16 protein-coding genes are annotated in these 21,950 nt (G+C 56.5%); 7 read left to right on the forward strand and 9 right to left on the reverse strand.

The window, feature by feature from the left end; translation table 11 throughout:
* The first annotated feature begins 86 nt into the window (after window positions 1–86).
* Window positions 87–989, forward strand: a complete 903-nt coding sequence (locus tag ACF8O7_RS12710; protein ID WP_205626946.1) for an SMP-30/gluconolactonase/LRE family protein — start codon at window positions 87–89, stop codon at window positions 987–989.
* 23 nt (window positions 990–1,012) lie between these two features.
* Here the strand turns inward: ACF8O7_RS12710 and pgi are convergent, their stop codons facing one another.
* Window positions 1,013–2,557, reverse strand: a complete 1,545-nt coding sequence (gene pgi, locus ACF8O7_RS12715) for a glucose-6-phosphate isomerase (RefSeq protein ID WP_034364876.1) — start codon at window positions 2,555–2,557, stop codon at window positions 1,013–1,015.
* A 154-nt stretch (window positions 2,558–2,711) separates the two neighbouring features.
* On the opposite strand from pgi, the gene zwf reads away from it, so the two are divergent.
* From zwf to ACF8O7_RS12730, 3 genes are all read left to right on the forward strand, one after another.
* Window positions 2,712–4,166 (forward strand): glucose-6-phosphate dehydrogenase, encoded by a 1,455-nt coding sequence (zwf, locus tag ACF8O7_RS12720; RefSeq protein WP_046238833.1) that lies wholly within the window; start codon window positions 2,712–2,714, stop codon window positions 4,164–4,166.
* 218 nt (window positions 4,167–4,384) lie between these two features.
* Complete coding sequence (yihA, locus tag ACF8O7_RS12725) at window positions 4,385–5,146, forward strand: ribosome biogenesis GTP-binding protein YihA/YsxC (protein ID WP_047326503.1); 762 nt, start codon at window positions 4,385–4,387, stop codon at window positions 5,144–5,146.
* A 45-nt stretch (window positions 5,147–5,191) separates the two neighbouring features.
* Complete coding sequence (locus ACF8O7_RS12730) at window positions 5,192–6,103, forward strand: alpha/beta fold hydrolase (RefSeq protein ID WP_126310931.1); 912 nt, start codon at window positions 5,192–5,194, stop codon at window positions 6,101–6,103.
* Here ACF8O7_RS12730 and ACF8O7_RS12735 read toward each other — a convergent pair.
* Entirely contained in the window at window positions 6,097–6,963 is an 867-nt protein-coding gene (locus tag ACF8O7_RS12735) for a lysophospholipid acyltransferase family protein (RefSeq protein WP_017403955.1), read from the reverse strand. The genes ACF8O7_RS12730 and ACF8O7_RS12735 overlap by 7 nt on opposite strands.
* Complete coding sequence (locus ACF8O7_RS12740) at window positions 6,960–7,811, reverse strand: lysophospholipid acyltransferase family protein (protein WP_126310932.1); 852 nt, start codon at window positions 7,809–7,811, stop codon at window positions 6,960–6,962. Before ACF8O7_RS12740 ends, ACF8O7_RS12735 begins: the two co-directional genes overlap by 4 nt.
* 135 nt (window positions 7,812–7,946) lie before the next feature.
* On the opposite strand from ACF8O7_RS12740, the gene metK reads away from it, so the two are divergent.
* From metK to ACF8O7_RS12755, 3 genes are all read left to right on the forward strand, one after another.
* Entirely contained in the window at window positions 7,947–9,128 is a 1,182-nt protein-coding gene (metK, locus tag ACF8O7_RS12745) for a methionine adenosyltransferase (protein WP_017403953.1), read from the forward strand.
* A gap of 235 nt (window positions 9,129–9,363) precedes the next feature.
* Complete coding sequence (locus ACF8O7_RS12750; RefSeq protein WP_043789990.1) at window positions 9,364–11,370, forward strand: lipopolysaccharide assembly protein LapB; 2,007 nt, start codon at window positions 9,364–9,366, stop codon at window positions 11,368–11,370.
* 12 nt (window positions 11,371–11,382) lie between these two features.
* Window positions 11,383–13,236 carry a glycosyltransferase gene (locus tag ACF8O7_RS12755; protein WP_126310933.1) on the forward strand — a complete coding sequence of 618 codons (1,854 nt, stop codon included), beginning with the start codon at window positions 11,383–11,385 and terminating at the stop codon, window positions 13,234–13,236.
* A 1-nt stretch (window position 13,237) separates the two neighbouring features.
* Here ACF8O7_RS12755 and ACF8O7_RS12760 read toward each other — a convergent pair whose 3' ends face one another.
* From ACF8O7_RS12760 to ACF8O7_RS12785, 6 genes are all read right to left on the reverse strand, one after another.
* The gene (locus tag ACF8O7_RS12760; RefSeq protein WP_047473536.1) at window positions 13,238–14,416 is read right to left on the reverse strand and encodes a glycosyltransferase family 1 protein; all 1,179 of its coding nucleotides are present in this window, start codon (window positions 14,414–14,416) and stop codon (window positions 13,238–13,240) included.
* Between the two features lie 61 nt (window positions 14,417–14,477).
* Complete coding sequence (locus ACF8O7_RS12765; protein ID WP_126310934.1) at window positions 14,478–15,737, reverse strand: glycosyltransferase; 1,260 nt, start codon at window positions 15,735–15,737, stop codon at window positions 14,478–14,480.
* The gene (gene wecB, locus ACF8O7_RS12770) at window positions 15,737–16,831 is read right to left on the reverse strand and encodes a non-hydrolyzing UDP-N-acetylglucosamine 2-epimerase (RefSeq protein WP_193615926.1); all 1,095 of its coding nucleotides are present in this window, start codon (window positions 16,829–16,831) and stop codon (window positions 15,737–15,739) included. Before wecB ends, ACF8O7_RS12765 begins: the two co-directional genes overlap by 1 nt.
* Before the next feature lie 5 nt (window positions 16,832–16,836).
* Complete coding sequence (locus tag ACF8O7_RS12775; RefSeq protein ID WP_126310936.1) at window positions 16,837–19,791, reverse strand: glycosyltransferase; 2,955 nt, start codon at window positions 19,789–19,791, stop codon at window positions 16,837–16,839.
* A complete protein-coding gene (locus ACF8O7_RS12780) occupies window positions 19,788–21,098 on the reverse strand; it encodes an ABC transporter ATP-binding protein (RefSeq protein ID WP_126310937.1) in 1,311 nt (436 codons plus the stop codon). The genes ACF8O7_RS12775 and ACF8O7_RS12780 overlap by 4 nt, the downstream gene beginning before the upstream one ends.
* A complete protein-coding gene (locus ACF8O7_RS12785) occupies window positions 21,088–21,906 on the reverse strand; it encodes an ABC transporter permease (RefSeq protein ID WP_126310938.1) in 819 nt (272 codons plus the stop codon). Before ACF8O7_RS12785 ends, ACF8O7_RS12780 begins: the two co-directional genes overlap by 11 nt.
* Between the last annotated feature and the right edge of the window lie 44 nt (window positions 21,907–21,950).

Consider the following 21,950-nt stretch of genomic DNA (forward strand, 5'->3'; position numbering starts at 1 on the left):
CTGATCTGCGCAACACACTATCTGCGAGCAGCGGTCTGGCGGGAGCCGCTCCTAGAATGCTGGCCATGACTTCCAGCGAGCAGACCATGGCCATGCAGATCGCCCCGGTTCCTCCCAGCGCCCTGGGCGAATCGCCCTTCTGGCACCCCGCTGATCGCCGGCTCTACTGGTGCGATATCCAGGGCCTGCGCATCCATGCCTGGGACCCGGCCAGCGGCCAGCAGCAAAGCTGGGCCACGCCCAGCGAGCCCGGCTGCTGCGCGCCCACGGACCAGGGCCGCATCGTCATCGGCCTGCGAGACGGCTTCGGCCTGCTGGATCCGGCCACCGGCCACATCACCATGCTGGCCGGCCTGGACCACGATCCACGCCAGTTCCGCCTCAACGACGGCCGCTGCGACCGAGCCGGCCGCTTCTGGGCCGGCTCCCTGTTCGCACCCAAGACCGCGCCCGAGGCGGCACTGTGGTGCCTGCGCGCGGTGGACAACGGCGGCTACGCGGTCCAGCGCATGGCAGGCGACTGCACCACGGCCAACGGGCTGGCCTTCAGCCCCGACGACGCATGGCTGTACTGGGCCGACACGCCCGCACACCGCATAGACCGCTTTGCCTTCGACCTGGATACCGGCACGCTGGGGGCCCGCGCACTGTGGAAGGCCTTCGCGCCCCGCACGCAAGGGCGCCTGTACGGCGGCCGGCCCGATGGTGCCTGCGTCGACACCCGGGGCCACTACTGGGTGGCCATGTACGAAGGCGGCTGCGTGCTGCGGCTGGACCCGCAGGGCGAAGTCGTGCAGCGCATCGAGACGCCCGTGTGCTGCCCCACCATGGTCTGCCTGGGCGGAGAAGACCTGCGCACGCTCTACATCACCTCCGCCGCGCACGGCCGCCCCGAGGAAGAACGCCGGGCCGCCGTGCCTGCCGGGGCGCTGATGCATTGCCGCGTCGAGGTGCCAGGGCTGCCGGTCAACTGCTTCCGGGAGGCGTAGAGCGGGGCCAGGCCCTCAGGCCATCAGGCCCGCAGCCGCTGCAGCAGGCCGGCGGTGGAGGCGTCCAGCCCCGCCATGTCGCCATTGCCCAGGCGCAGCTGAAGGTCACGCGCCAGCAGCTTGCCCAGCTCCACCCCCCATTGGTCGAAGCTGTTGATGCCCCACAGCGCGCCGGCCACGAACACGCGGTGTTCCTGCAGCGCAACCAGCGCGCCCAGCGCCGCAGGCGTGAGCGCGTCCAGCAGCAGGAAGCTGCTGGGACGGTTGCCGGGGAAATGGCGGTGCCCGTCCTCGCTGGCGCGCCCCTGCATCAGGGCCTGGGCCTGGGCCAGCGCGTTGGCCAGCAACTGTTCCTGGTGGCCTGGCAAGGTGTGCGAAGCCTGCTTCACCGCAATGATCTCCAGCGGCACGATGTCGCTGCCCTGGTGCAGCATCTGGAAGAAGGCATGCTGCCCATCCGTGCCGGGCTCACCCCAGAGCACGGGTGCCGAGCCCAGCGCCAGCGGCCGGCCCTGCCGGTCCACGCGCTTGCCGTTGCTCTCCATCTCCAGTTGCTGCAGATAGGCCGGCAGGCGCCGCAGGCCTGCGTGGTAGGGCGCGATGCAGCGGCTGCCAAAGCCCAGCAGATTGCGGTACCAGACGTCGAGCAGGCCCAGGCGCACGGGCAGATTGGCCTGCAGCGGCGACGTGCGGAAATGCATGTCCATGGCGTGCGCACCGGCCAGCATGGCGCGAAACGCGGCAGCGCCTACGGCAACGGCCACCGGCAGTCCGATGGACGACCACAGCGAATAGCGCCCGCCCACCCAGTCCCAGAAGCCGAAGGTGGTGGTGATGCCCATCTGCGCCGCCGCAGCGGCATGGGTGGTCAGCGCGACGAAATGGCGGGACACCTCGCTGCCGCCGTTTGCGTGGAACCAGTCGAGTGCGCTGCGCGCATTGGTCAGCGTCTCCTGCGTGTTGAACACCTTGGAGGCCACGATGAACAGCGTGCTGCGCGGCTGCAGGCCCACGAGCACGGCCTGCAGCGCGTGGCCATCCACGTTCGAGACGAAGTGCATGCGCCGGCGCGCATCGCCCAGGCCTTGCAGCGCCTGGACCGCCATCTGCGGCCCCAGACCCGATCCGCCTATGCCCATGCACACCACGTCGGTGATGTCCGCATCCGCACGCACGCGCTCGGCATAGGCCAGCATGGCATCCAGCGTCTCGTGCACCTGGGCCAGCGCCCAGGCCAGACCCGGCGGCGCATTGCCGGGCGGATGGCGCAGCAGCGTGTGCAGCGCCGCACGCCCCTCGGTGGAGTTGACGGCCTCGCCCGCGAACATGGCGTCGCGCTGGCGCTCCACCTCGCAATCGCGGGCCAGCTGCAGCAGCAGGTCTTCGGCCTGCGCGTCCCACAGATTCTTGGACAGGTCCGCAAAGCAGTGCGGAGCCTCCTGGCTGAAGCGCGCGAACCGGGCGGGGTCAGAGGCGAAGGCACCGCGCAGGTCGAAATCGGGCATCACGGCCCGGGCGTGGTTTTGCAAAAGGGGCCAGGCGAGGGCGTGATCGCAACGGATAAGCATGGGGTTCACCGACAGGGCTGCTTGCAGAGAAGTAATCAAATTACAACAATCATCATCTGAAGCTTCAATCAAATGACGTGGTGCCTATATAATTTATTCGATTTCCTCAAAAATTGGTAACTCAGTTACCAAAATATTCACCTCGGGAGGCAACATGGGTTTCGATCTGGTCTTGTTTGGCGGCACGGGCGATCTGGCATGGCGCAAGCTCATGCCGGCGCTGTTCCAGGCGTTTCGCCACGGCACCCTGCCCGAGGGCGGCCGCATCCTGTGCGTGGCCCGCGATGACCTGAGCGACGACCAGTACCGCGCCCTCATCCAGTCGCGCTTTGACGGCGTCGAGCTGTCCAAGCGCCCCAGCCCCGAGGAATTCGCCCGCTTCGCAGACCTGCTGCACTACCTGCGCATGGACCTGTCGCGGCCCGCCGACTACGGGAAGCTGGCACAGGCGCTGGCCGCGCGCGACGCAGAAACGGTGGTGATGTACGTGGCCACCGCCCCCAGCCTGTTCACCACGGTCTGCGAGCAGATCGCCGCCGTGGGCCTGAACGGCCCGCGCACCCGCGTGGTGCTGGAAAAGCCGCTGGGCCACGACCTGGCCTCCAACCAGGCCATCAATGCCACGCTGCGCAAGGTGCTGCGCGAAGAGCAGGTGTTCCGCATAGACCACTACCTGGGCAAGCCCTCTGTGCAGAACCTTCTGGCGCTGCGCTTTGGCAATGCGCTGTTCGAGCCGCTGTGGCGGCGCGAGACCATTGCCAACATCCAGATCACCATCGCCGAGGAACTGGGCGTGGAAAGCCGGGGCGCGTTCTACGACCAGACCGGCGCGCTGCGCGACATGGTGCAAAACCATGCGCTGCAGCTGCTGTGCGCCATCGGCATGGAGCCGCCGATCAACGCATCGGCCCATGCCATCCGCGACGAAAAGCTCAAGGTGCTGCAGTCGCTCAGGCCCTGGACGCCGGAAACCCTGAGCCAGCACGTGGTGCGCGGCCAGTACCTGGCCGGCGCCAGCCAGGGCCAGCCCGTATCCGCCTACCAGCAGGAAAAAGGCGTGGCGGCGGGCAGCCAGACCGAGACCTTCGTCGCCCTGCGCACCGAGATCTGCAACTGGCGCTGGGCCGGCGTGCCCTTCTACATCCGCACCGGCAAGCGGCTGGCAGGAAGGGACGCGCGCATCGTCGTGAACTTCCGGCCCGTGCCCCACCCGATCTTCCGCTCACCCCTGTCCGAAGCCAATCGCCTGGTGATCAATCTGCAGCCCAAGGACGGGCTGGAGCTGCACCTGCTGGCACAGGGCGCCACCCAGCAGCAGGCCGAGCCTTCGCTGGCCCCCGTGCACCTGAACCTGGACTTCGACCAGCGCTTCGGTGCCAAGCGCGTGGGCGCCTACGAGCGCCTGCTGCTGGACGTGATCGCCGGCAGGCTGAACCTCTTTGTGCGCAGCGACGAGCAGGAGCAGGCCTGGCGCTGGGTGGAACCCATCCTCCAGCACTGGCGCAGCGACACCTCGGGGCCGCGCGGCTATGCGGCGGGCAGCTGGGGGCCCAGCGCAGCCAGCGCCATGATTGCGAGGGATGGTTTTTGCTGGAGCGAAGAGGTTTAGGCTCCCCCTGAGGCGCTTCGCGCCTTCCCCCTCTCTGCCCGCTTCGCGGGGGAGGGGGACGACAGCTTCGCGGCGGGGCGGCCCTTGCTCGCTGTCTCCGACTTTGGAGTGCGCCAGTTTCGTGCGCCACGCTTTGTCAGCACCGTTGCCTATAGCCCGCTGGGCGCGCCGGTTCCATGGGGGAACCTACAATGAGGCCCCGAGAGACTGACCACACCATGAATCCTGCTGCGCCGGCTGGCGATGCCGCCCCCACTTCCTCCCTGATCGATCCCAAGCTGGCCATGGGCTGGATGCACACGGCGCGCTTTTTGACGACAGCTGCGCAATTGCACCATCTTCCCAAGGTCGATGTGCCCGAGATCGCGTTCGTGGGCCGCTCCAACGCCGGCAAGTCCACCTGCATCAATACGCTGACGCAGCAAAAGCAGCTGGCCTTCGCCTCCAAGAAGCCTGGCCGCACGCAGCACATCAACCTGTTTTCCCTGGGCAAGCAGGGCGTGACCGACGCCGTGCTGGCCGACCTGCCCGGCTACGGCTATGCCGCCGTCTCGCGCACGGACAAGCAGCGCTGGCAGCGCGTGATGCTGAACTATCTGGTCAGCCGCGAGAGCCTGTCGGCCATCGTGCTGCTGTGCGATCCGCGCCTGGGCCTGACGGAGCTGGACGAAGCCCTGCTCGACGCCATGCGCCCGCGCGTGCAGGAAGGCCTGAAATTCCTCGTGCTGCTGACCAAGGCCGACAAGCTCACGCGCGCCGAGCAGGCCAAGGTGCTGTCCATCACGCGGCTCAACGCCGGTGGTGGCGAAGTGCGCATGTTCTCCGCGCTCAAGAAGCAGGGCGTGGACGAGGTGGCCCAGCTGCTGTGGCACTGGAGCCATCCCGAAGGCCTGAATCCGCCGGCGGCCACGGACGAGCCCGCCGACGTCGCGAACGTCGCAACTGCGACGCCCGCCGCGACCGACAGCCCCCAAGATTAGCGCCTGGAGGCGCTCGTGTAGCCAGCGCCCCGCAAGGAGCGCAACATGGTGAACACCTGCATTCGCGAGCTGCCTCACGGCATCCATCTGCACTGCCGCGTCAGCGGCGAACCCGGCCAGCCACTGCTGCTGTTCCTGCACGGCTTTCCTGAAGGCAGCTTCATCTGGGAAGGCATGCTGGAGCAGTTCGGCACGCAATGGCGTTGCGTCGCACCCGATCTGCGGGGCTTTGGCCGTTCCAGCCAGCCGGCCGGTGTGGAGCAGTACAAGGCCAAGCACCTGCTGCAGGATCTGGCGGCGCTGATCGCCATCGAAAGCCCTGGCGCACCCGCAGCCTGCGTGATCGCCCACGACTGGGGCGGTGCCCTGGCCTGGGGCCTGGCCAACCGCCATCCCGGGCTGATGCAACGGCTGATGATCCTCAACGCCCCGCATCCGGGCGCCTTTCTGCGCGAACTGCTGCACAACCCCGTGCAGCAGGCCGCAAGCCAGTACATGCATTTTCTGCGCCGACCTGATGCGCCCACCCTGCTGGCCGAGAACGACTGGCAGCGCATGCTGGGCTTTTTCCGCACGCCGCAGGGCGAGTTGCCCGGATGGCTCACGCCGCAGTTGCAGCAGCGCTACCGCGAGCACTGGGACCTGGGCGTGCAAGGCTCCTGCCACTACTACGGCGCCAGTCCCCTGGTGCCGCCCCGGCCCGAAGATCCGGACTCAGCCGACGTACTGCGCAACCTGAGGCTGCCGCCCGAGATGCTGGACATCGGCGTGCCCACGCATGTGCTCTGGGGCGACAGCGACCCGGCGCTGCAGCCTGCCCTGGTCGAAGGCCTGGAGCCGTGGGTGCCGCGCCTGACCGTGCAGCACCTGGCCGGCACCTCGCACTGGGTCGTGCACGAGCAGCCCGATGCGGTGCGGCAAGCGCTGGAGCAGTTCCTGTCCCGCCCCGTTCAGTAGACCGAGGGCTCGCCCTCGGGCCGGGTCTTGAAGCGCCTGTGCACCCAGTAGTACTGGTCGGGCATGGTGCGGATGGCCGCCTCCAGCTCACGGTTCATGCGGGCCGTATCGGCCTCGACATCGTCGGTGGGGAAATCCGTCCAGGCCGGCGTGATCTCGGCCACATAGCCCGTGGGCGTCATGCGCGTGTACATGCCCAGCACCTTGGCCCGGCCCAGGCGCGCGAAGCGCGACAGCGAGGGAATGGTGGCCGCATTCACGCCGAAGAAAGGCACGAAGACCGAGTCGTTGCGACCGAAGTCCATGTCGGGCAAAAGGTACAGCAAACCGCCCTTGCGCAGGCTGGAGATGATGGGCTTGACCCCGTCGGCGCGGTTGAGCATGCGCACGTCGCCAAAGCGCTGCCGCCCCGACATGAACCACTCATCGACCGCCGGGTCCGGATGGGTGGAGAAGATCGAGGTGAAGGGCCGCGTGGTGTGCAGCGGCAAGGCCAGCCCGCCCGCGTCCATGCTGTAGAAATGCGGCGCGAACAGGATGGTCGGGGTGTCGCCATCGAGCTCATGCACGGCGCCCTGCAGCTTCACGCGCTCGGCCACCACCTCGCGCGGCGCCGCCCACAGCCAGCTGCGGTCCAGCCAGGTCTGGCAAAAGACGATGAAGTTGCGGCGCGCCAGATCCACGCGCTGCGCCTCGGTCAGCTCGGGAAAGCACATCGCCAGATTGCGCAGCGCCACCTTACGGCGCGGCGCTGCCAGCACGAACAGCAGCCGCCCCAGAAACGCACCCAGCCCCCGCAGCCACGGCAGCGGCATCCACGCCAGCGACCGCATCAGCCACACGCCGATGCGCCCGCTCATGCACCCACCTCGCCGGCAGCTGCTTCACGGCGCGGCTGCTTGTAGCGCGCATAGCCCCACAGGTACTGCTGCGGGCATTGGCGGATGGTGTGTTCCATCGCCTCGTTGATCTGCTGCACCGCAGCTTCCAGATTCTCGGACAAGGGCACGGGCAACTCCTCAAGATACAGCGCATAGCCCCGCCCCCAGGACAAGCGCTCACAACGGGCCACGATCACCGCGGCCCCCGTCTGCAACGCCAGGCGCGCCGCCAGCGTCATCGTATAGGCATCACGGCCGAAGAACGGCGACCAGACGCCCTGCCCCTCGGGCGGAACCTGGTCGGGCAGCAGCCCCACGGCCATGCCCTTGCGCAACGCCTTGATCATCTGGCGCACGCCAGCCAGCGTGGTCGGCACGGCCTGCACGCCGGGGCGGTTGCGCGCCGTCTCCATGACGCGGGCCAGCCAGGGCTGGCGCGCGGGCCGGTAGAGAATGGTGATCGCGCCATGCTCGGCCGACCATTGCCGTGCCGCATGCTGCACCGACAGCTCGAAGCAGCCCAGGTGGGGCGTCAGAAAGATGATGCCGCGCCCGGCAGCGTAGGCCCGGTGCACGCATTCCTCGTTGTGCATCTGGCAGCTCGGCTGCCTGCCCATCCACATGCGCGGCAGCTCCGCCACCATGCGCCCCGCGTGCCCCACGGCCGGCGCCACGGCGCCGAAGCCGTAGCCGGCCTGGCGGGCATTGGCCAGAAAGCGGCGCCGGTACGTGCCGGAGGCCACGAAAGCCACCCAGCCCATGAGCGCGCCAAGGGGGTGCAATAGCCACAAAGGCAGTGCAGCAAACAGTCGGAACAAGGAAGGCATTAAAATGTGCGGGTCGCTGAGTTAACTGAGCAACTTGCAGAGCGACGTAAAACAAGTCTGCTAAAGCGTTCGCCAGGGCTCCTGCAGCTTGGGCAACGCCCATCAAAAAAAGCTGCAACCAAGGAGTTTATTCACATGGCGAACGATTTTCTTTTCACCTCGGAATCCGTCTCTGAAGGCCATCCGGACAAGGTGGCCGACCAGATCTCTGACGCGATCCTGGACGCCATTTTCGCCCAAGACCCGTACAGCCGCGTGGCGGCCGAGACGCTGACCAACACGGGCCTGGTGGTTTTGGCAGGTGAGATCACCACGGGCGCCAACGTCGACTACATCCAGGTCGCACGCGACACCATCAAGCGCATCGGCTACGACAACACCGACTACGGCATCGATTACAAGGGCTGCGCCGTGCTCGTGGCCTACGACAAGCAGAGCCAGGACATCGCCCAGGGCGTGGACAAGGCCAGCGATGACGAGCTCAACACCGGCGCCGGCGACCAGGGCCTGATGTTCGGCTACGCCTGCGACGAGACACCCGAGCTGATGCCCGCGCCCATCTACTACGCGCACCGCCTCGTCGAGCGCCAGGCCCAGCTGCGCAAGGACGGCCGCCTGCCCTTCCTGCGTCCTGACGCCAAGAGCCAGGTGACCATGCGCTACGTGGACGGCAAGCCCCACAGCATCGACACAGTGGTGCTGTCCACCCAGCACAGCCCCGACCAGTCGGAATCGGCCACCAGGATGAAGTCCAGCTTCACCGAAGCCATCATCGAGGAAATCATCAAGCCCGTGCTGCCCTCCGAGTGGCTGCAGGACACCAAGTACCTGATCAACCCCACGGGCCGCTTCGTCGTGGGCGGCCCCCAGGGTGACTGCGGCCTGACCGGCCGCAAGATCATCGTCGACACCTACGGCGGTGCCTGCCCCCACGGCGGCGGCGCCTTCAGCGGCAAAGACCCAACCAAGGTGGACCGCAGCGCCGCCTACGCCGCGCGCTACGTGGCCAAGAACATCGTGGCCGCCGGCCTGGCGCGCCAGTGCCAGATCCAGGTGGCCTACGCCATCGGCGTGGCACGCCCGATGAACATCACGGTCTACACCGAAGGCACAGGCGTCATCCCCGACGCCGAGATTGCCAAGCTGGTGGCCGCCCACTTCGACCTGCGTCCCAAGGGCATCATCCAGATGCTGGACCTGCTGCGCCCGATCTACAGCAAGACCGCTGCCTATGGCCACTTCGGCCGTGAAGAGCCCGAGTTCACCTGGGAGCGGACGGACAAGGCAGCGGCGCTGCGTGCTGCGGCTGGCCTGTAAGCAAAATGCCAGGGGCGTTCACGCCCATCTGATGGCCTCCCGGCCCCATGCCGCGCCTGACGCAGCATGGGGCTTTTTTCATCTCGGGCCTTCTCACAACACTCACGTCAAACCGGCGCAGCAGGCTGCGGTAGCGGGTTGCTCGGCTGGTAAACTGCCTGCGCTCTTCCCGAGAGCGGCCATTTCCCGGCCCACCATTCCAAGTTCCGCCACATCCGAGACAAGACAAGAAGCAATGGCTGCCCCCTCCAAAGCGATTTACTGGTTCAGTGCCCTTCTTTTGCTGGCCGTATTGGGGGTATATCTGCCCGGCCTGAACAACGGGCTGCTGTTCGACGATATGCGTCTGACGGATGGAACGATCTTCGGCAACTATGGCAGCCTGCTGGACTTCAAGCAGCGCACGCTGTCGTATGGCAGCTTCGTCTGGATCGAACAGATTTTCGGAGATGGCTGGTGGAAGCAGCGCGTCTTCAATATCGCCTTGCATCTCGCGACCGTGGCGGCTCTCTATGCATTGTTCAAGGCACTGCTGACACAGACGCGCTTTCCGCACGACATCGAGGAGCAACCCCACTTCCACGCGTCGCGCGATGCAGCCCTGCAACTGGGCCTGGTCCTTTTCGCGCTCAACCCTGTCGCGGTCTACGCCGTTGGATACCTGGTGCAGCGATCCATCGTCATGGCAACGCTCTTTGCCGTTCTGGCATGCTGGGCCTTTGTGCGCGGGCTTCAGAGCGGGCGAGCCCTCTGGCATATCGCGGCATTGATCTGCTATGTGCTCGCCATCCTGTCCAAGGAGCATGCCTTTCTGACGGTCGCCATGGTGGTGCCGCTCTATATCTTTGTGCGGCGCCCCGGCCTGAAGGCTGCCATGGTCATTGTGGGAATGGCCTTGCTGCTGCTGGCCGTTGCCTCGGCGGCAGTCTTTCATTTCTTCGGCAGTCTGGTGGGCCAGATTTTCGATGAGCAATCCCAGGGCTATGCAAGGCAATTGGAAGCCCTTCGGCCCGGGATCACCTCTCGGATCTATCCCCTGAGCATCCTTAACGAGGCAGCCCTTTTCTTTGCCTATGGTTTCCTGTGGATCGTTCCCTATGTGGGCTGGATGTCCATCGATCTGCGACCGGCATTTCCTCTCGGCTTCGGATCGATCTGGCATCTGGCCGGCGCGCTGGGCTACCTGGCCCTGCTGGCCTGCTCCATCTGGGCCTTGCTCAAGCGCCCCGGTGTCATCGGCCTGGTCGCGCTCTGCCTCCTGTTTCCCCTGCTCTGGTATGCGACCGAATTCGCCACGGTCTGGCTGCAGGACCCCTTCGTGCTGTATCGCAGCTACCTGTGGGCTGTGGCCATCCCGGGATTGGTGGCCATTGCGCTGACGGGGGTCAAGCCACGCACCCTCTACATCGTCGGCATCGTCATCGGCGTGGTGTTCGGAGCCCTCGCTTTCGAACGCGTGCTCTCTCTGCAGGATGCAGGCACATCCTGGGCCGATGCCGCTGAAAAAATCGACAAAAAAGCCCCCGCCAATGCCGTGGGACGTGGCCGTGCCTTCCTGAACGTAGGAACAGCACACGCAGACAAGGGCATGCTCGACCAGGCGCTGCAAGACTTCGCCACGGCCAACGCACTTGGAGACTTGGGCGGTAATGCGCTGTTCAATATGGGTGCCGTTCTGTCCCAGCAAAAGAAATTCCCCGAAGCCCTCAATGCCTTTGCCGCAGCCCAGGCCAAAGGCTTCAATGGCCAAGCCCTGTACTACCAGAAAGCCGAAGCGTTGATGGCCACAGGCCAGTTGCGCGCAGCATTCGAGGAATACTCGCGCGCCCTGGGCGAGCCCACTGAAGACAGTGCCAACGCCAAGCAAATGGAGCAGACCCTGCGCCTGAAACGCGCAGAGGCGGCCATAGGTGCGCAGCAATACAAAGTTGCAGCCGACGACTTCCGAACTCTGCTGCAGACCTCGCCAAACGCCCCTCGCCTGATCGTCGGATTGGGGCTGGCCCTTGTCGGCCAGGGTGATAGTGCGCAAGCCAAAGAGCTGCTGGAACCACTGGTTGCTCGCAGCCCCAGCGCGCCCGCTTTTTACGGGCGTGCAATGGCCTATCACGGCCTGGGCAACCTGCCGGAGGCGCTGAAGAACCTGGACCAGGCCATACGCCTGGAGCCGCAGAATCCGCAGTACCGGCAGGTCCGCAATCAGCTGAGCCCGGCTACCGCAAAGCCTCAGGCGGCGAAGTAGGCGCTGTCCGCCATGGCCCTGCGCATACTTCACGTCGGCAAATTCTTCCCGCCCTACCGAGGCGGCATGGAAGTCTTTCTGGCCGACCTGATACATGAGCAACGACGCCAGGGTGTCGATGCCCATGCCCTGGTCCATGGTGATCCGGAGCCGGATGATCCCGCCTGGCTGGAACGCGTGCCCGTTCAATTCAATCTGGTCTATGCCCCCATGGCCATGGGATTCCGGCGCGCACTGGGCCGCGCCATCGAACGCATTCAGCCCGACGTACTGCATCTGCACCTGCCCAACAACTCGGCGCTTTGGGCACTTACCCTGCCCATCGCGCGGCGCGTGCCCTGGGTCATCCACTGGCACTCCGATGTCGTGGTGTCCAATATCAAGTGGTCCGTGGCATTGGCCTACATGCTGTACCGGCCGTTCGAGCAGGCATTGCTGGAACGCGCCCAACAGGTATTCGCAACGTCGCCGCCCTATCTTGAGGCCAGCAATGCCCTGCGCACCTGGCGCAGCAAGTGCGAGATCGTTCCGCTGGGCCTGAACCTCGAAACCATTCCCGCACCAGCACCGCTGCAGCACGGCCAAGGCTGGCGCCCCGACACCCGGCTGCGCCTGTTGTCCATCGGGCGGCTGACCTACTACAAAGGCTTCGAGACCTTGATCCGAGCCGTCTCGGCCATGCCTGGCGTGGAGTTGCTGATTGCGGGAGAAGGCGAGCTGCGAGCATCCCTGCAAGAGCTGATACGCCAATGCACTCCAGAGGGCAAACAGGCCAGTGTGCGACTGGTGGGCTCGGTATCGGACGAGGAAAAACATGCCTTGTTCGCAGGGTGCGACATCTTCTGCCTTGCCTCGCGCGAACGTACGGAAGCTTTCGGAATCGTATTGCTGGAGGCCATGCTGCACGGCAAGCCCTGCCTGGTCACCGACCTTCCCGGTTCGGGCATGCCCTGGGTGGTCGCCCACTCACACGCCGGCCTGCATGTACCGTTTGAAGACATTGATGCCTGGCGCAGCAGCATTGCTCGCCTGCAGCACGACACGGCCCTCAGGCAACGACTGGGCCAATCGGGCCACAAGGCCTTGCATCGGTTTTTCAGCATCGGTCCCTGCGAACGCAGCGTGGCACGCCACTACCGCAGCCTGGCACCCGACACCCGCCCGGCAAGAGCCCGCCAGGACTTGCTGGTTGTCATTTCCACGCGCAACAACGAAGCCGAGATTGCGCACCTGATACGTCGCGTGCATGCATTGGTCGAGGCCAGCGTGCTCGTCGTGGACAACCGCAGCACGGATGCTACCTGCCATGAAGCCGAGCAATGCGGTGCCAGGGTGCTGCGCCCCTTGCTGGCAATGACCAATTGGGGCAGCCTGCAGACCGGCCTGCGCTACGCGCAGACCCATGGGTTCCAGACCGTCGTCACCATCGACGCTGAAGGTCGCTATGAGGTGGAGGAGCTGCCCACGCTGCTGGCACAACGCCAGCAGGCGGACATGGTCGTAGCCTACTTCGCGGAGCGCAACAGCCTGGTGCGCCGCATCGCGTGGCAATGGTTCCGCTGGTTGACAGGTTTTGGCCTGCGGGATTTTGTGTCCGGTTTCCGGTTGTACAACCGCCAAGCATTGGAGGTGGCAGCCTCTACGGAGGCCACAATGCTTGACTATCAAGACATCGGCACGCTGCTGCTTATGCGCAGGCAGGGACTACAAGTTACAGAGATCGCTCTGCCACTACATACTGCGAAAGTCAATCGATCGAAAATCTTCAGATCATGGGGCAATGCAGTGAGATATGTAGCTGTATCTTCATTACTGAGTATTGCACATGGCAGAGATAGGCGAAATCCACTTCAAACCTCCCGCTGATTTATCGAACCAATTGAGCTACTTTGGCATAGATTTCTATTGTTCGCTCGGAGCATTGATCCCAAGACATTTGACCAGATCGCACCAACCCTAAGGTTCGCGCCTGCCTTTGCCAATGCTCATCAGTCAGGCAGGTCTGAAGGCCATACGAGATTTCCTCCAGATTCAAGGGATTCACCAGCCTAGCGGCACCTCCGGCAATCTCTGGCATGCAGGAAACGTTGGATGTGAGCACAGGAGTGCCACTCGCCATTGCTTCTACAATAGGTAATCCAAAACCTTCATAAAGTGATGGATAGGCCATCAGCCGCGCCCCCGCATACAATGCCGGAAGCCAGCTTTGGTCGACATAGGATATATATTGCAACCAGCCTTGGGCTTGTGCTTTTGCAAGGCACAAGTGAATCGCACTAGAGTTCCAGCCATTTCCCCCGGCAATCACCAAAGGCCAATTGTGCCGCACCTCTTTGGGTAGCATTCCATATGCCTCAACAAGGCGTTGGATATTTTTCCGTGGCTCTATGGTACCGACAAATAGGCTATACCTCCCAGACTTAAGCCCCAAAGCATTAAGTACAGAGTCTAGCATCTCTGATGTATGAGGTCGGAAATCATTACCCGCCGCCAAATGTATAGCGGTCACTTGTTCTGGCGACATCAATCCATGAGCCAGCACTTCCTGGCGAACAGTCTCTGATACCGTAATTACATGATCTGTCCTCGCCAAACTTTCACCCAAAGCCATATTCATATATTCAACACGGGCCTGGGGATGAAAATTCGGATAAACGATATGAGAGAGATCGTGTATTGTGCTTACAGTCCTACCACTGAAATTCGGAACAATATAATTAGGTGAATGATATACACACCCGTCATTTCCACGCAGCCGCCATCCAAAAAGAGCAGGGGTGATCCTTTTGTATAAACGAACAGCCAATCTACTCCCCGCAACCCTATCCCGCAAAGCCGCTTTGGTCTTAGTTACGGATAATTTCAAAGGGGCGGTGGTTTCCAAAGCAGCCATGGGATCATCAACCCATCGCCCGGAAGAAAAATACCGCAATCTATCAATACGCTCATGACAACCCAGCCGCTTCGCCAGCTCATAGGTATATCGCCCGATACCAGTCAGTGGTGGGCGAAGCGCATCAGCGGCAAAAATTACATCAAGTCTCATAAGAGCATTATCTGACACCAGAATATATTAAAAATCTATTACCCTATCAGAGCGATCAGTGTCAATGCAATATTTCTTTCAACAGCTCCTTACAAGTACGAGCTCGATGACTCCAAGAATGAGCCTTAATAACATCCTCTTTTCTTCCATCAGTCAGTTGCTCTGGATTATCTGCCCATTGCCTATACATATCTCTTAGCACAGCCTCAATTTGTCTGCTGCAATTTTTCACAACAATCCCTGAACCTGTCTCTTCCAAAAGTTCGACACTTGGGTCAAAACCTTCAGCAGTCTTTATGTGTAGTATGGCCTTCTCAGCACCAAGATATTCATATATTTTTCCTGGAATCTGGTAGCTTTGGACATTTCCAATATTCACTAGCACATCTGCCTTTCTTTGCAACTCAAGGCACTCAAAATGACTTTTTTTCCCAGCAAACTCAACACCAAAAATCCCTTGAAACATGGGCTCAAATTCAGAATTATCCCCAGCAATGACAAAAGATATTTCTAGATCCTGCAATCCAACAAGTGCCTTTGCCAACTCTATCGGATTCCTGAAATCTCTGTAGAAATTTCCTGTAAACACCAGAAGAAAGCGTTGTTCACTTTCTTTAGTTTTCCGACCTACTCGCCTATACGAAAAACCTTGAGGCAATACTGATATTTTTCTCTCGACACTGGCACCATGACGACTTATCAACAAATCCAACACACTGCCAGCCGTTACCCAGATGGAAGAGGCTGAGTGAATAACCTTTCGCTCCACTTTCAGATCAATTCCGCGCCTCCATTTTGGCGAGTATGGGGTTAGCAATGGATCACCCATGTCAATAACCCAAGGAATTCCCAACTTACGAGCATAATTTCCAACAAAAATATCAACACCCGGCTCATGTGAGCTTATTACGGCATCGAATTTTTCATCCCTCAATAACTTCTTTATCTTTCGAAGTGCGAAAGGATACCATTCAGACCTTACATCCGGATAAAAAATAGCATTCAAAATCGATCGAACTATTCGATAAGCCTGAAATAGCCGAGATGGCTTTGACGCATTTCTGCCATTCTCAGCTTTACTATTTCTCCAGACATTTCCTGCCAATCTCTGGCTAAATCCGATAAAAGGCCCTGGCCAGACTCGATGGATAGTAATACGCGCATCCATATCCATGGGAAACGCGTTTTCTGTCGAAATATCTGGACATACGACATGGATGTCTACACCAATATCGACTAGCTCATTGGACAAATAAAACCAACGCAATGCCTGGGCAGCCAATATTGGAGGAAACTCATATGCAATAAGCAATACTTTCACTAAGCTTGCTCTCTCAGAACGGCAACTATTCTTTCAGCGGCCTTTCCATCTCCGTATGGAGAAACACCTCGTGCCATTTTCTTGTATTCCGTTTCATCATCTAGCAAGCACTGCACTCTTTGAACAATATGCTCACTATCAGATCCCACCAATTCCACAACTCCTTCAGCAACTGCTTCAGGGCGTTCTGTTTCCTCGCGCAATACAAGTACAGGCTTGCCAAGTGCAGGAGCCTCTTCCTGAACGCCTCCGGAATCGGTCAAGATCAGGACTGATCTCTTCATTGCTGCAACAAAAGGAGCATAGTCCAGTGGCTCACATAAAATAAAATTTTCTTCTTCTTGCAAGAACTCATAAGCCACATTTTTTACATTCGGATTGGGGTGCACAGGATAAAGGAACTGAATATCAGGGTTTTTACGCGCCAACACCTTCAATGCTTGGCAGATTCGTCTAAATGGCTCTCCGAAATTTTCGCGGCGGTGAGAGGTAACAAGTACGAGGCGTTTATTCGGATCAATGGTTATTCCGATTTCCAAGTCCTTCTTCGCGGCCATTAGCAGTGCATCGATCACTGTATTGCCAGTCACAACTATATCTTTATCAGCAACTCCATCCTTAAGGAGATTCTGACGTGATCCTTCGGTTGGAGCAAAATGCCAACGCGCGAGCTTACCTGCAATTACGCGATTTGCCTCTTCCGGAAATGGATTCTGTATATCCCAAGTACGCAAACCTGCTTCAACGTGTCCAATAGGAATTCGATGATAGAAACAAGCCAATGCAACAGTCATTACCGTGGTGGTGTCACCTTGGACTAGTACAACATCCGGCTTTTCAGCCTTGAAGACTTCATCGAGTTGAAGAAGCAGGCGCCCCGTCAACTCCGTTAGTGACTGATTTGGCCGCATGATATTCAAATCAATATCCGGCTCTATTCTAAAAAAACTCAAAACTTGATCCAACATCTCTCGATGTTGTGCTGTGGCTAACACACGTACATCAGCCCATGGCTCTTTTTTTAGCGCGAGTATCACAGGAGCCATCTTTATAGCTTCCGGACGGGTACCCACAACACATATAATTTTTTTCATAGCTTTTATTCCTTCTTTTCAGATTTTATTGCCAATAACAATGCCGACGCCCGTTTGCTCCAATTATTATCATCAGCCAATACCGACAATCTGGATTTATAGGATTTATCGTCCTTTGTGAGCAAAGCATCGTCAATCGCTTTTGACAAAGACTCTACGGAATCACCTCGAAACACTTCAGGATAGCGCACGCATTCAAGCATTTCAGAAGTAACAACAACTGGCTTCTCAAGAGCAAAATACTCAAACAATTTAAGAGGCGATGTTGTTCTGGCTATCTCTCCTGGCTTAAATGGAATAAAGCAAACATCAAACATTCTTGCATAGGCCGGGAGCACTTTGTAGTCAATTGACCCCATATAGAGAACATTCTCTAACTCAGGCAAGCAATCTGCGCCACCATAGTAATCAGGGCCAATAAAAACAAACCCAACATCAGTGCGCTGAGAGATCAGTTCCTTAATTACGTCATACCATAACCAAGGAGCTAGAGCGCCAAAGTATCCAACAATCTTTTTGTATTTCCCTCGAAACTCCAAAAGCGCATCTGGCAGAACAAAACTCCTATGCGATTCACTTCTGTAGTGAATAGTATCCACCCCATTCGGAACAAAAATAACCTTTTCCTCGCCTACTGCTTGGACAGCCTCCTCATACAATTTCTGAGCCGATGCAACCACATAGTCAGCCCCACCAGTAAAAGCAAAATTCTTTAGCGAGAGAAGACGCTTAATATTCTCATCGTCACCCGATATTTCTGGATCAATATGATCTATGTATTCATAAATGAGCGTGCCACGTGCACCTTTTTTCAAAAGGCGTTCGGCAGAATTTGAATATGCTGTGGAATATACAGACCTGATAACATCATCTATCAGATCGACTTCATCTCTATTTGAGACCCAGACATTATTCTCAACCTCCCTAAAACCATTAACATCGTCAGCTGTCCAATTATCTGTACGATAGATAACCAGATAACCCAGCCGAGCCAATGCAACGGCCATATGTTGAGGTCTTTGATAAAGAGGAACATTCCAATCGATAACTACTTCTTGGATGAATATTCCTTTATATTGTTTTCTTTTGGAAAGCACTTCTTCAGAGAATCTATCCCAACTTAAATCACAATCCTTCTCAACCTTATTTTCTAAAAGAATTTTGTCCCTGGAATATTTAGAGATTTCGTACGCTGGACGCTCTATCATCTTCCTAACAAATTCAGGTAATGCAAAGAACGTAGCTCTGGCGATTTGATAAATATATTTATTCTTATTTCCATAAACATCAGCGCACAGTCTCAGCGGCCGGGTTAGCCTCCAGGACTTAGAGTTAAGCATCGCATGAACTCGTCCCGATTCGATTGAAATATCACGAGCTAAGCTTGCCTGAGAATCACGGAGAGTCGCTATCTCCTTATCCAACAACGCAATCTTCTCCTCGAATTCAGAATTCTCCTCTTCTCTCGATGAGACTTTCAACTCCAACTCTTCTAGCTTTTTTTCTTTTTCTTGAAGAATCTCATGCAATCTATGCGCCTCAATTTTCAAATCGGAGATAACCGCCTCTAAATCCCATGTATTCTGATTTAACCCCTTTGATGAAGCACACAAAGCATCATCACTCCCACTTTCTAATTTAGTGTCCTGTTTATTTACATCAGCTATTCCGCTCTCCATCATTTCCTCTCTCCTCTTTTTTATCTCTTCAACACCAACCTTGCATCGGCCAAAGCTAGCAATTATAGATGGTGAAAAATATCCAGGACTGCACGACAAATCATCTATAGCGCTTATTAGCGCCTGGGATTCAAATACGGAAACATCCTCTCGTACTCCTGTGATTTTGAGCACACGAACAGCCTCGCTCAGGATATTTTTCCTTATCGGACTCAATCCTCTAGATACAGCTATGAATCGCTCCCACACCACATCTTGATCAAAATTTATACGTGCAATATCTCTAAGAGAATCAATGGAATCTTCCGAAATTTCCTGTAGTTGCTGGTGAAAAGTATCGGCATCGATATTTTTTAAATTTCTCCCAGAAAAATTAGACGCCCTTGCTTTCTCAAGAAGATGAGGAGTAATTATGCCTTTAAGACCATCGTATCCCACCAATGCGACGGTCTTTTGAGCAGCAATACCCTCAAGTGCAACTCGCCCCATACCGGCAACACCAGCATACTGGCGCATGAGTGCCTGTACCCTTACACTGGAACCATAAAAATCCACAAACGCCTGGAGACCTGCATTATTCAATCGATTTTGCAGATCGTCCTTCGCAGGCCCATCTCCAACGATCAACAAACCAGGAATTCCTGCAGAGGAGGCTTTCACAGCAAAATCAAAAATTCCATTAATTTTCTGAGAATCCAATCGACTAACAAGGCACCATCTGAGATCCTGTGTGCTGCAGTCGCTTTCCAATCTATTCCTCTTGGAGAATCCAACTCCATTGGGCACGACACTCAATCGTTCAGCATTCACATACGGAGCAGCCATTGACTGCACCTCATCTGAAACACATACGACAGAAGAGGCATTTGGAAGGATAATCGATTTCAAGAGAAAATCATAAAATGGCCCACTATATCCAGACAATGATGCTGGGCCATGGAGGGTGATAATTAGTGATATCCCCTCTTCTTCCGCCGCCAAAAAACTTGGTATTAAGGAATTAAACGGATGAGCATGGATCAAATCAATTGATTTCTCTTGAATAATTTTTCTGATGTCATCTACCAGTTCAATCAGCTGATTAGAGTTGATGGCAGCACTAATATTCAAATCTCTGCAGACTGACGCAACTCCCTGAGGTAAAAGCACATCACTAAATTGCGTGCCCACTGCAAGATGGACTTTATACCCATTCTTCACAAAATACAATATTTCGCTCTGAATATGGGTTTCCAATCCGCCAATTGTAAACTGCTCCGTTATTATAAGAACGGACTTCATGCCTCAATCCCCACAACTTTAGCGCTTGATTTCAGCATGGCTATACCGCTCCCCATCAAGCGTATTTGATCAACCTTAATAATTATTGCATCAGTTTTTCTATCCAGATACGCCATATCTCCATGAGAGATAGCCTCAGCTATTGCCAATGTAATGAAATATGACCCAGGACAAAGGCTCAATTCAATATCAAAGCTAAAAACCAGCTTAGTCCCCTTACGTGCGTTCACCTGATTACAATCATGGTAAAGCGTACTGGTTCCAAAGGCCGAAACACCTTCAACTGTGCGAATCAGAATTCCCGCCTGAATTTCCTCGACAGATTTTAGAACATCTACCTCGAATTGGACGATTGCTTTATCACCTGTATAAAAAACCTCAGAAACTTCACCGACAGAGTTATACATCCCCCAGTTACTTATAACAGCTCTAAGTCCGTCTTTTTCTTGGAAAGAACCGTCATCATCTTGTGACTTCTCTATATGATTGTCATCCGCAAGAATAATAGAGGAAGCTTTATCCACGGCTTGGCGGGAACTCTGATTCATATAGCGAAGATAAGAACGCTCGTCAGAATAAAGCAGGGCGTGATATTGATCAACGATCTCTTTTGCAGGTCCCACCCCATGTACTTCTCCTTTATGCAGAAGCACTCCTCGCTGACAAAACTTCTCAACTGTCGCAGTTGAGTGTGTTACCAAGAGAATGGAGCAGCCGTTGCCCCGAAGCCTCTCAATATAATCAAAGCATTTCCGCTGAAATTTCTCATCGCCAACTGAAAGCGCCTCGTCGACAATTAATATTTGCGGAGATATGCAAGCCTGAACAGCAAATGCCAATCTGACAACCATACCGCTGGAGTATGTTTTGACAGGCTGATCAAGATGCAGCCCAATATCTGCAAAAGACGCTATGTTATCAAAATGACTATCCATCTGCTCTCGGCTCAAACCTAGTATTGTGCCGTTCAGATAAACATTATCTCTTCCTGTGAATTCCGGGTTGAATCCAGAGCCAAGCTCTAAAAGAGCCGTTAATATTCCATTAGTTTTTATTTCACCTGACGTGGGAGCCAGGGTACCTGCAATAATTTGCAGCAAAGTACTTTTACCGCTACCATTACGGCCCAATATACCAATTGTCTCCCCTTTACCCACAGAGAAAGACACATTACGTAGTGCCCAGAATTCCTCAAAATATTGCTTGGATCTTAAGGAAAAAAATTGCAGTAACCTATCTTTAGGATTTGCATACATTTCATATCGTTTCGATATATTAGATACAGAGATCGCTATATCAGAGGACATCTGCAAATCCTTTTCGTGTCTTCTGGAACCAGAAATATCCTAGAAGAAAGATAATAAACGAGTAAAGCATCTGCATAGCCCATTCAACCCACGCAACTGTTTTATTCCAGAGGAGCACCCCACGCGCTTCTTCAATCAACCAAGAAAGTGGATTCATTTGCATCAACGATTGATATTTCACTGGCAACGACTCCGTCGCGTAAAACAATGGAGTCATAAACATCAAAATTGTGACTAGTATTACAACAATTTGCGACACATCTCTTAAATAAACGCCCAAAGAAGATAAGAACCAAGATAATCCGATGACCAAAAGAATCAAAGGCATTATTATTACCAGCAAATATAGAGATTCAATACTTGGCAGTCCAAACAAATATATATAAAAGAACAACCAGACCAACAGACTAACAAGAAAATGAAAAAAAGCGGCCCCTACTGTCACTAACGGGAGAATCTCTAAGGGAAAAATTAATTTCTTCACGTAATTAATATTCCCAACTATTAATAACGGGGCACGCGTCACACATTCTGAGAAAAGATTAAATATTATCAACCCCGAAAACAGCGTCAATGCAAATTCTGCTTGGGATCCACTACCGCCCGGCCATTTCGATTTAAAAACGACACCAAACACAAATGTGTATACTGCCAGCATAAGCACAGGATTGAAAAATGACCATAGCAATCCCATCACAGACCCCTTATAGCGTCCGACGATCTCTCTTTTCGTCAGAGCAATAATTAGATCCTTGTTTCTAGTAACAACCCTAATCAACTCAACCACAGACAAAGAATTGCCACTCATTTTCAAAAGCCTTCGGATACTTATAAATCTATCGCAAGCCTGAT

The organism is Delftia sp. WSY_16, from assembly GCF_043104415.1.
In the GTDB taxonomy this organism is placed as follows: Bacteria; Pseudomonadota; Gammaproteobacteria; order Burkholderiales; family Burkholderiaceae_C; genus Comamonas; species Comamonas tsuruhatensis.

What these genes read in the sequence shown, in the direction of transcription:
- ACF8O7_RS12775 (WP_126310936.1), bottom strand. Translation starts at nt 19,791, where the DNA reads ATGAAGTCCGTTCTTATAATAACGGAGCAGTTTACAATTGGCGGATTG.
- ACF8O7_RS12750 (WP_043789990.1), top strand. Translation starts at nt 9,364, where the DNA reads ATGGCTGCCCCCTCCAAAGCGATTTACTGGTTCAGTGCCCTTCTTTTG.
- ACF8O7_RS12740 (WP_126310932.1), bottom strand. Translation starts at nt 7,811, where the DNA reads ATGCCTTCCTTGTTCCGACTGTTTGCTGCACTGCCTTTGTGGCTATTG.
- metK (WP_017403953.1), top strand. Translation starts at nt 7,947, where the DNA reads ATGGCGAACGATTTTCTTTTCACCTCGGAATCCGTCTCTGAAGGCCAT.
- ACF8O7_RS12780 (WP_126310937.1), bottom strand. Translation starts at nt 21,098, where the DNA reads ATGTCCTCTGATATAGCGATCTCTGTATCTAATATATCGAAACGATAT.
- yihA (WP_047326503.1), top strand. Translation starts at nt 4,385, where the DNA reads ATGAATCCTGCTGCGCCGGCTGGCGATGCCGCCCCCACTTCCTCCCTG.
- ACF8O7_RS12755 (WP_126310933.1), top strand. Translation starts at nt 11,383, where the DNA reads ATGGCCCTGCGCATACTTCACGTCGGCAAATTCTTCCCGCCCTACCGA.
- ACF8O7_RS12760 (WP_047473536.1), bottom strand. Translation starts at nt 14,416, where the DNA reads ATGAGACTTGATGTAATTTTTGCCGCTGATGCGCTTCGCCCACCACTG.
- pgi (WP_034364876.1), bottom strand. Translation starts at nt 2,557, where the DNA reads ATGCTTATCCGTTGCGATCACGCCCTCGCCTGGCCCCTTTTGCAAAAC.
- ACF8O7_RS12730 (WP_126310931.1), top strand. Translation starts at nt 5,192, where the DNA reads ATGGTGAACACCTGCATTCGCGAGCTGCCTCACGGCATCCATCTGCAC.
- ACF8O7_RS12710 (WP_205626946.1), top strand. Translation starts at nt 87, where the DNA reads ATGGCCATGCAGATCGCCCCGGTTCCTCCCAGCGCCCTGGGCGAATCG.
- ACF8O7_RS12785 (WP_126310938.1), bottom strand. Translation starts at nt 21,906, where the DNA reads ATGAGTGGCAATTCTTTGTCTGTGGTTGAGTTGATTAGGGTTGTTACT.
- ACF8O7_RS12735 (WP_017403955.1), bottom strand. Translation starts at nt 6,963, where the DNA reads ATGAGCGGGCGCATCGGCGTGTGGCTGATGCGGTCGCTGGCGTGGATG.
- wecB (WP_193615926.1), bottom strand. Translation starts at nt 16,831, where the DNA reads ATGAAAAAAATTATATGTGTTGTGGGTACCCGTCCGGAAGCTATAAAG.
- zwf (WP_046238833.1), top strand. Translation starts at nt 2,712, where the DNA reads ATGGGTTTCGATCTGGTCTTGTTTGGCGGCACGGGCGATCTGGCATGG.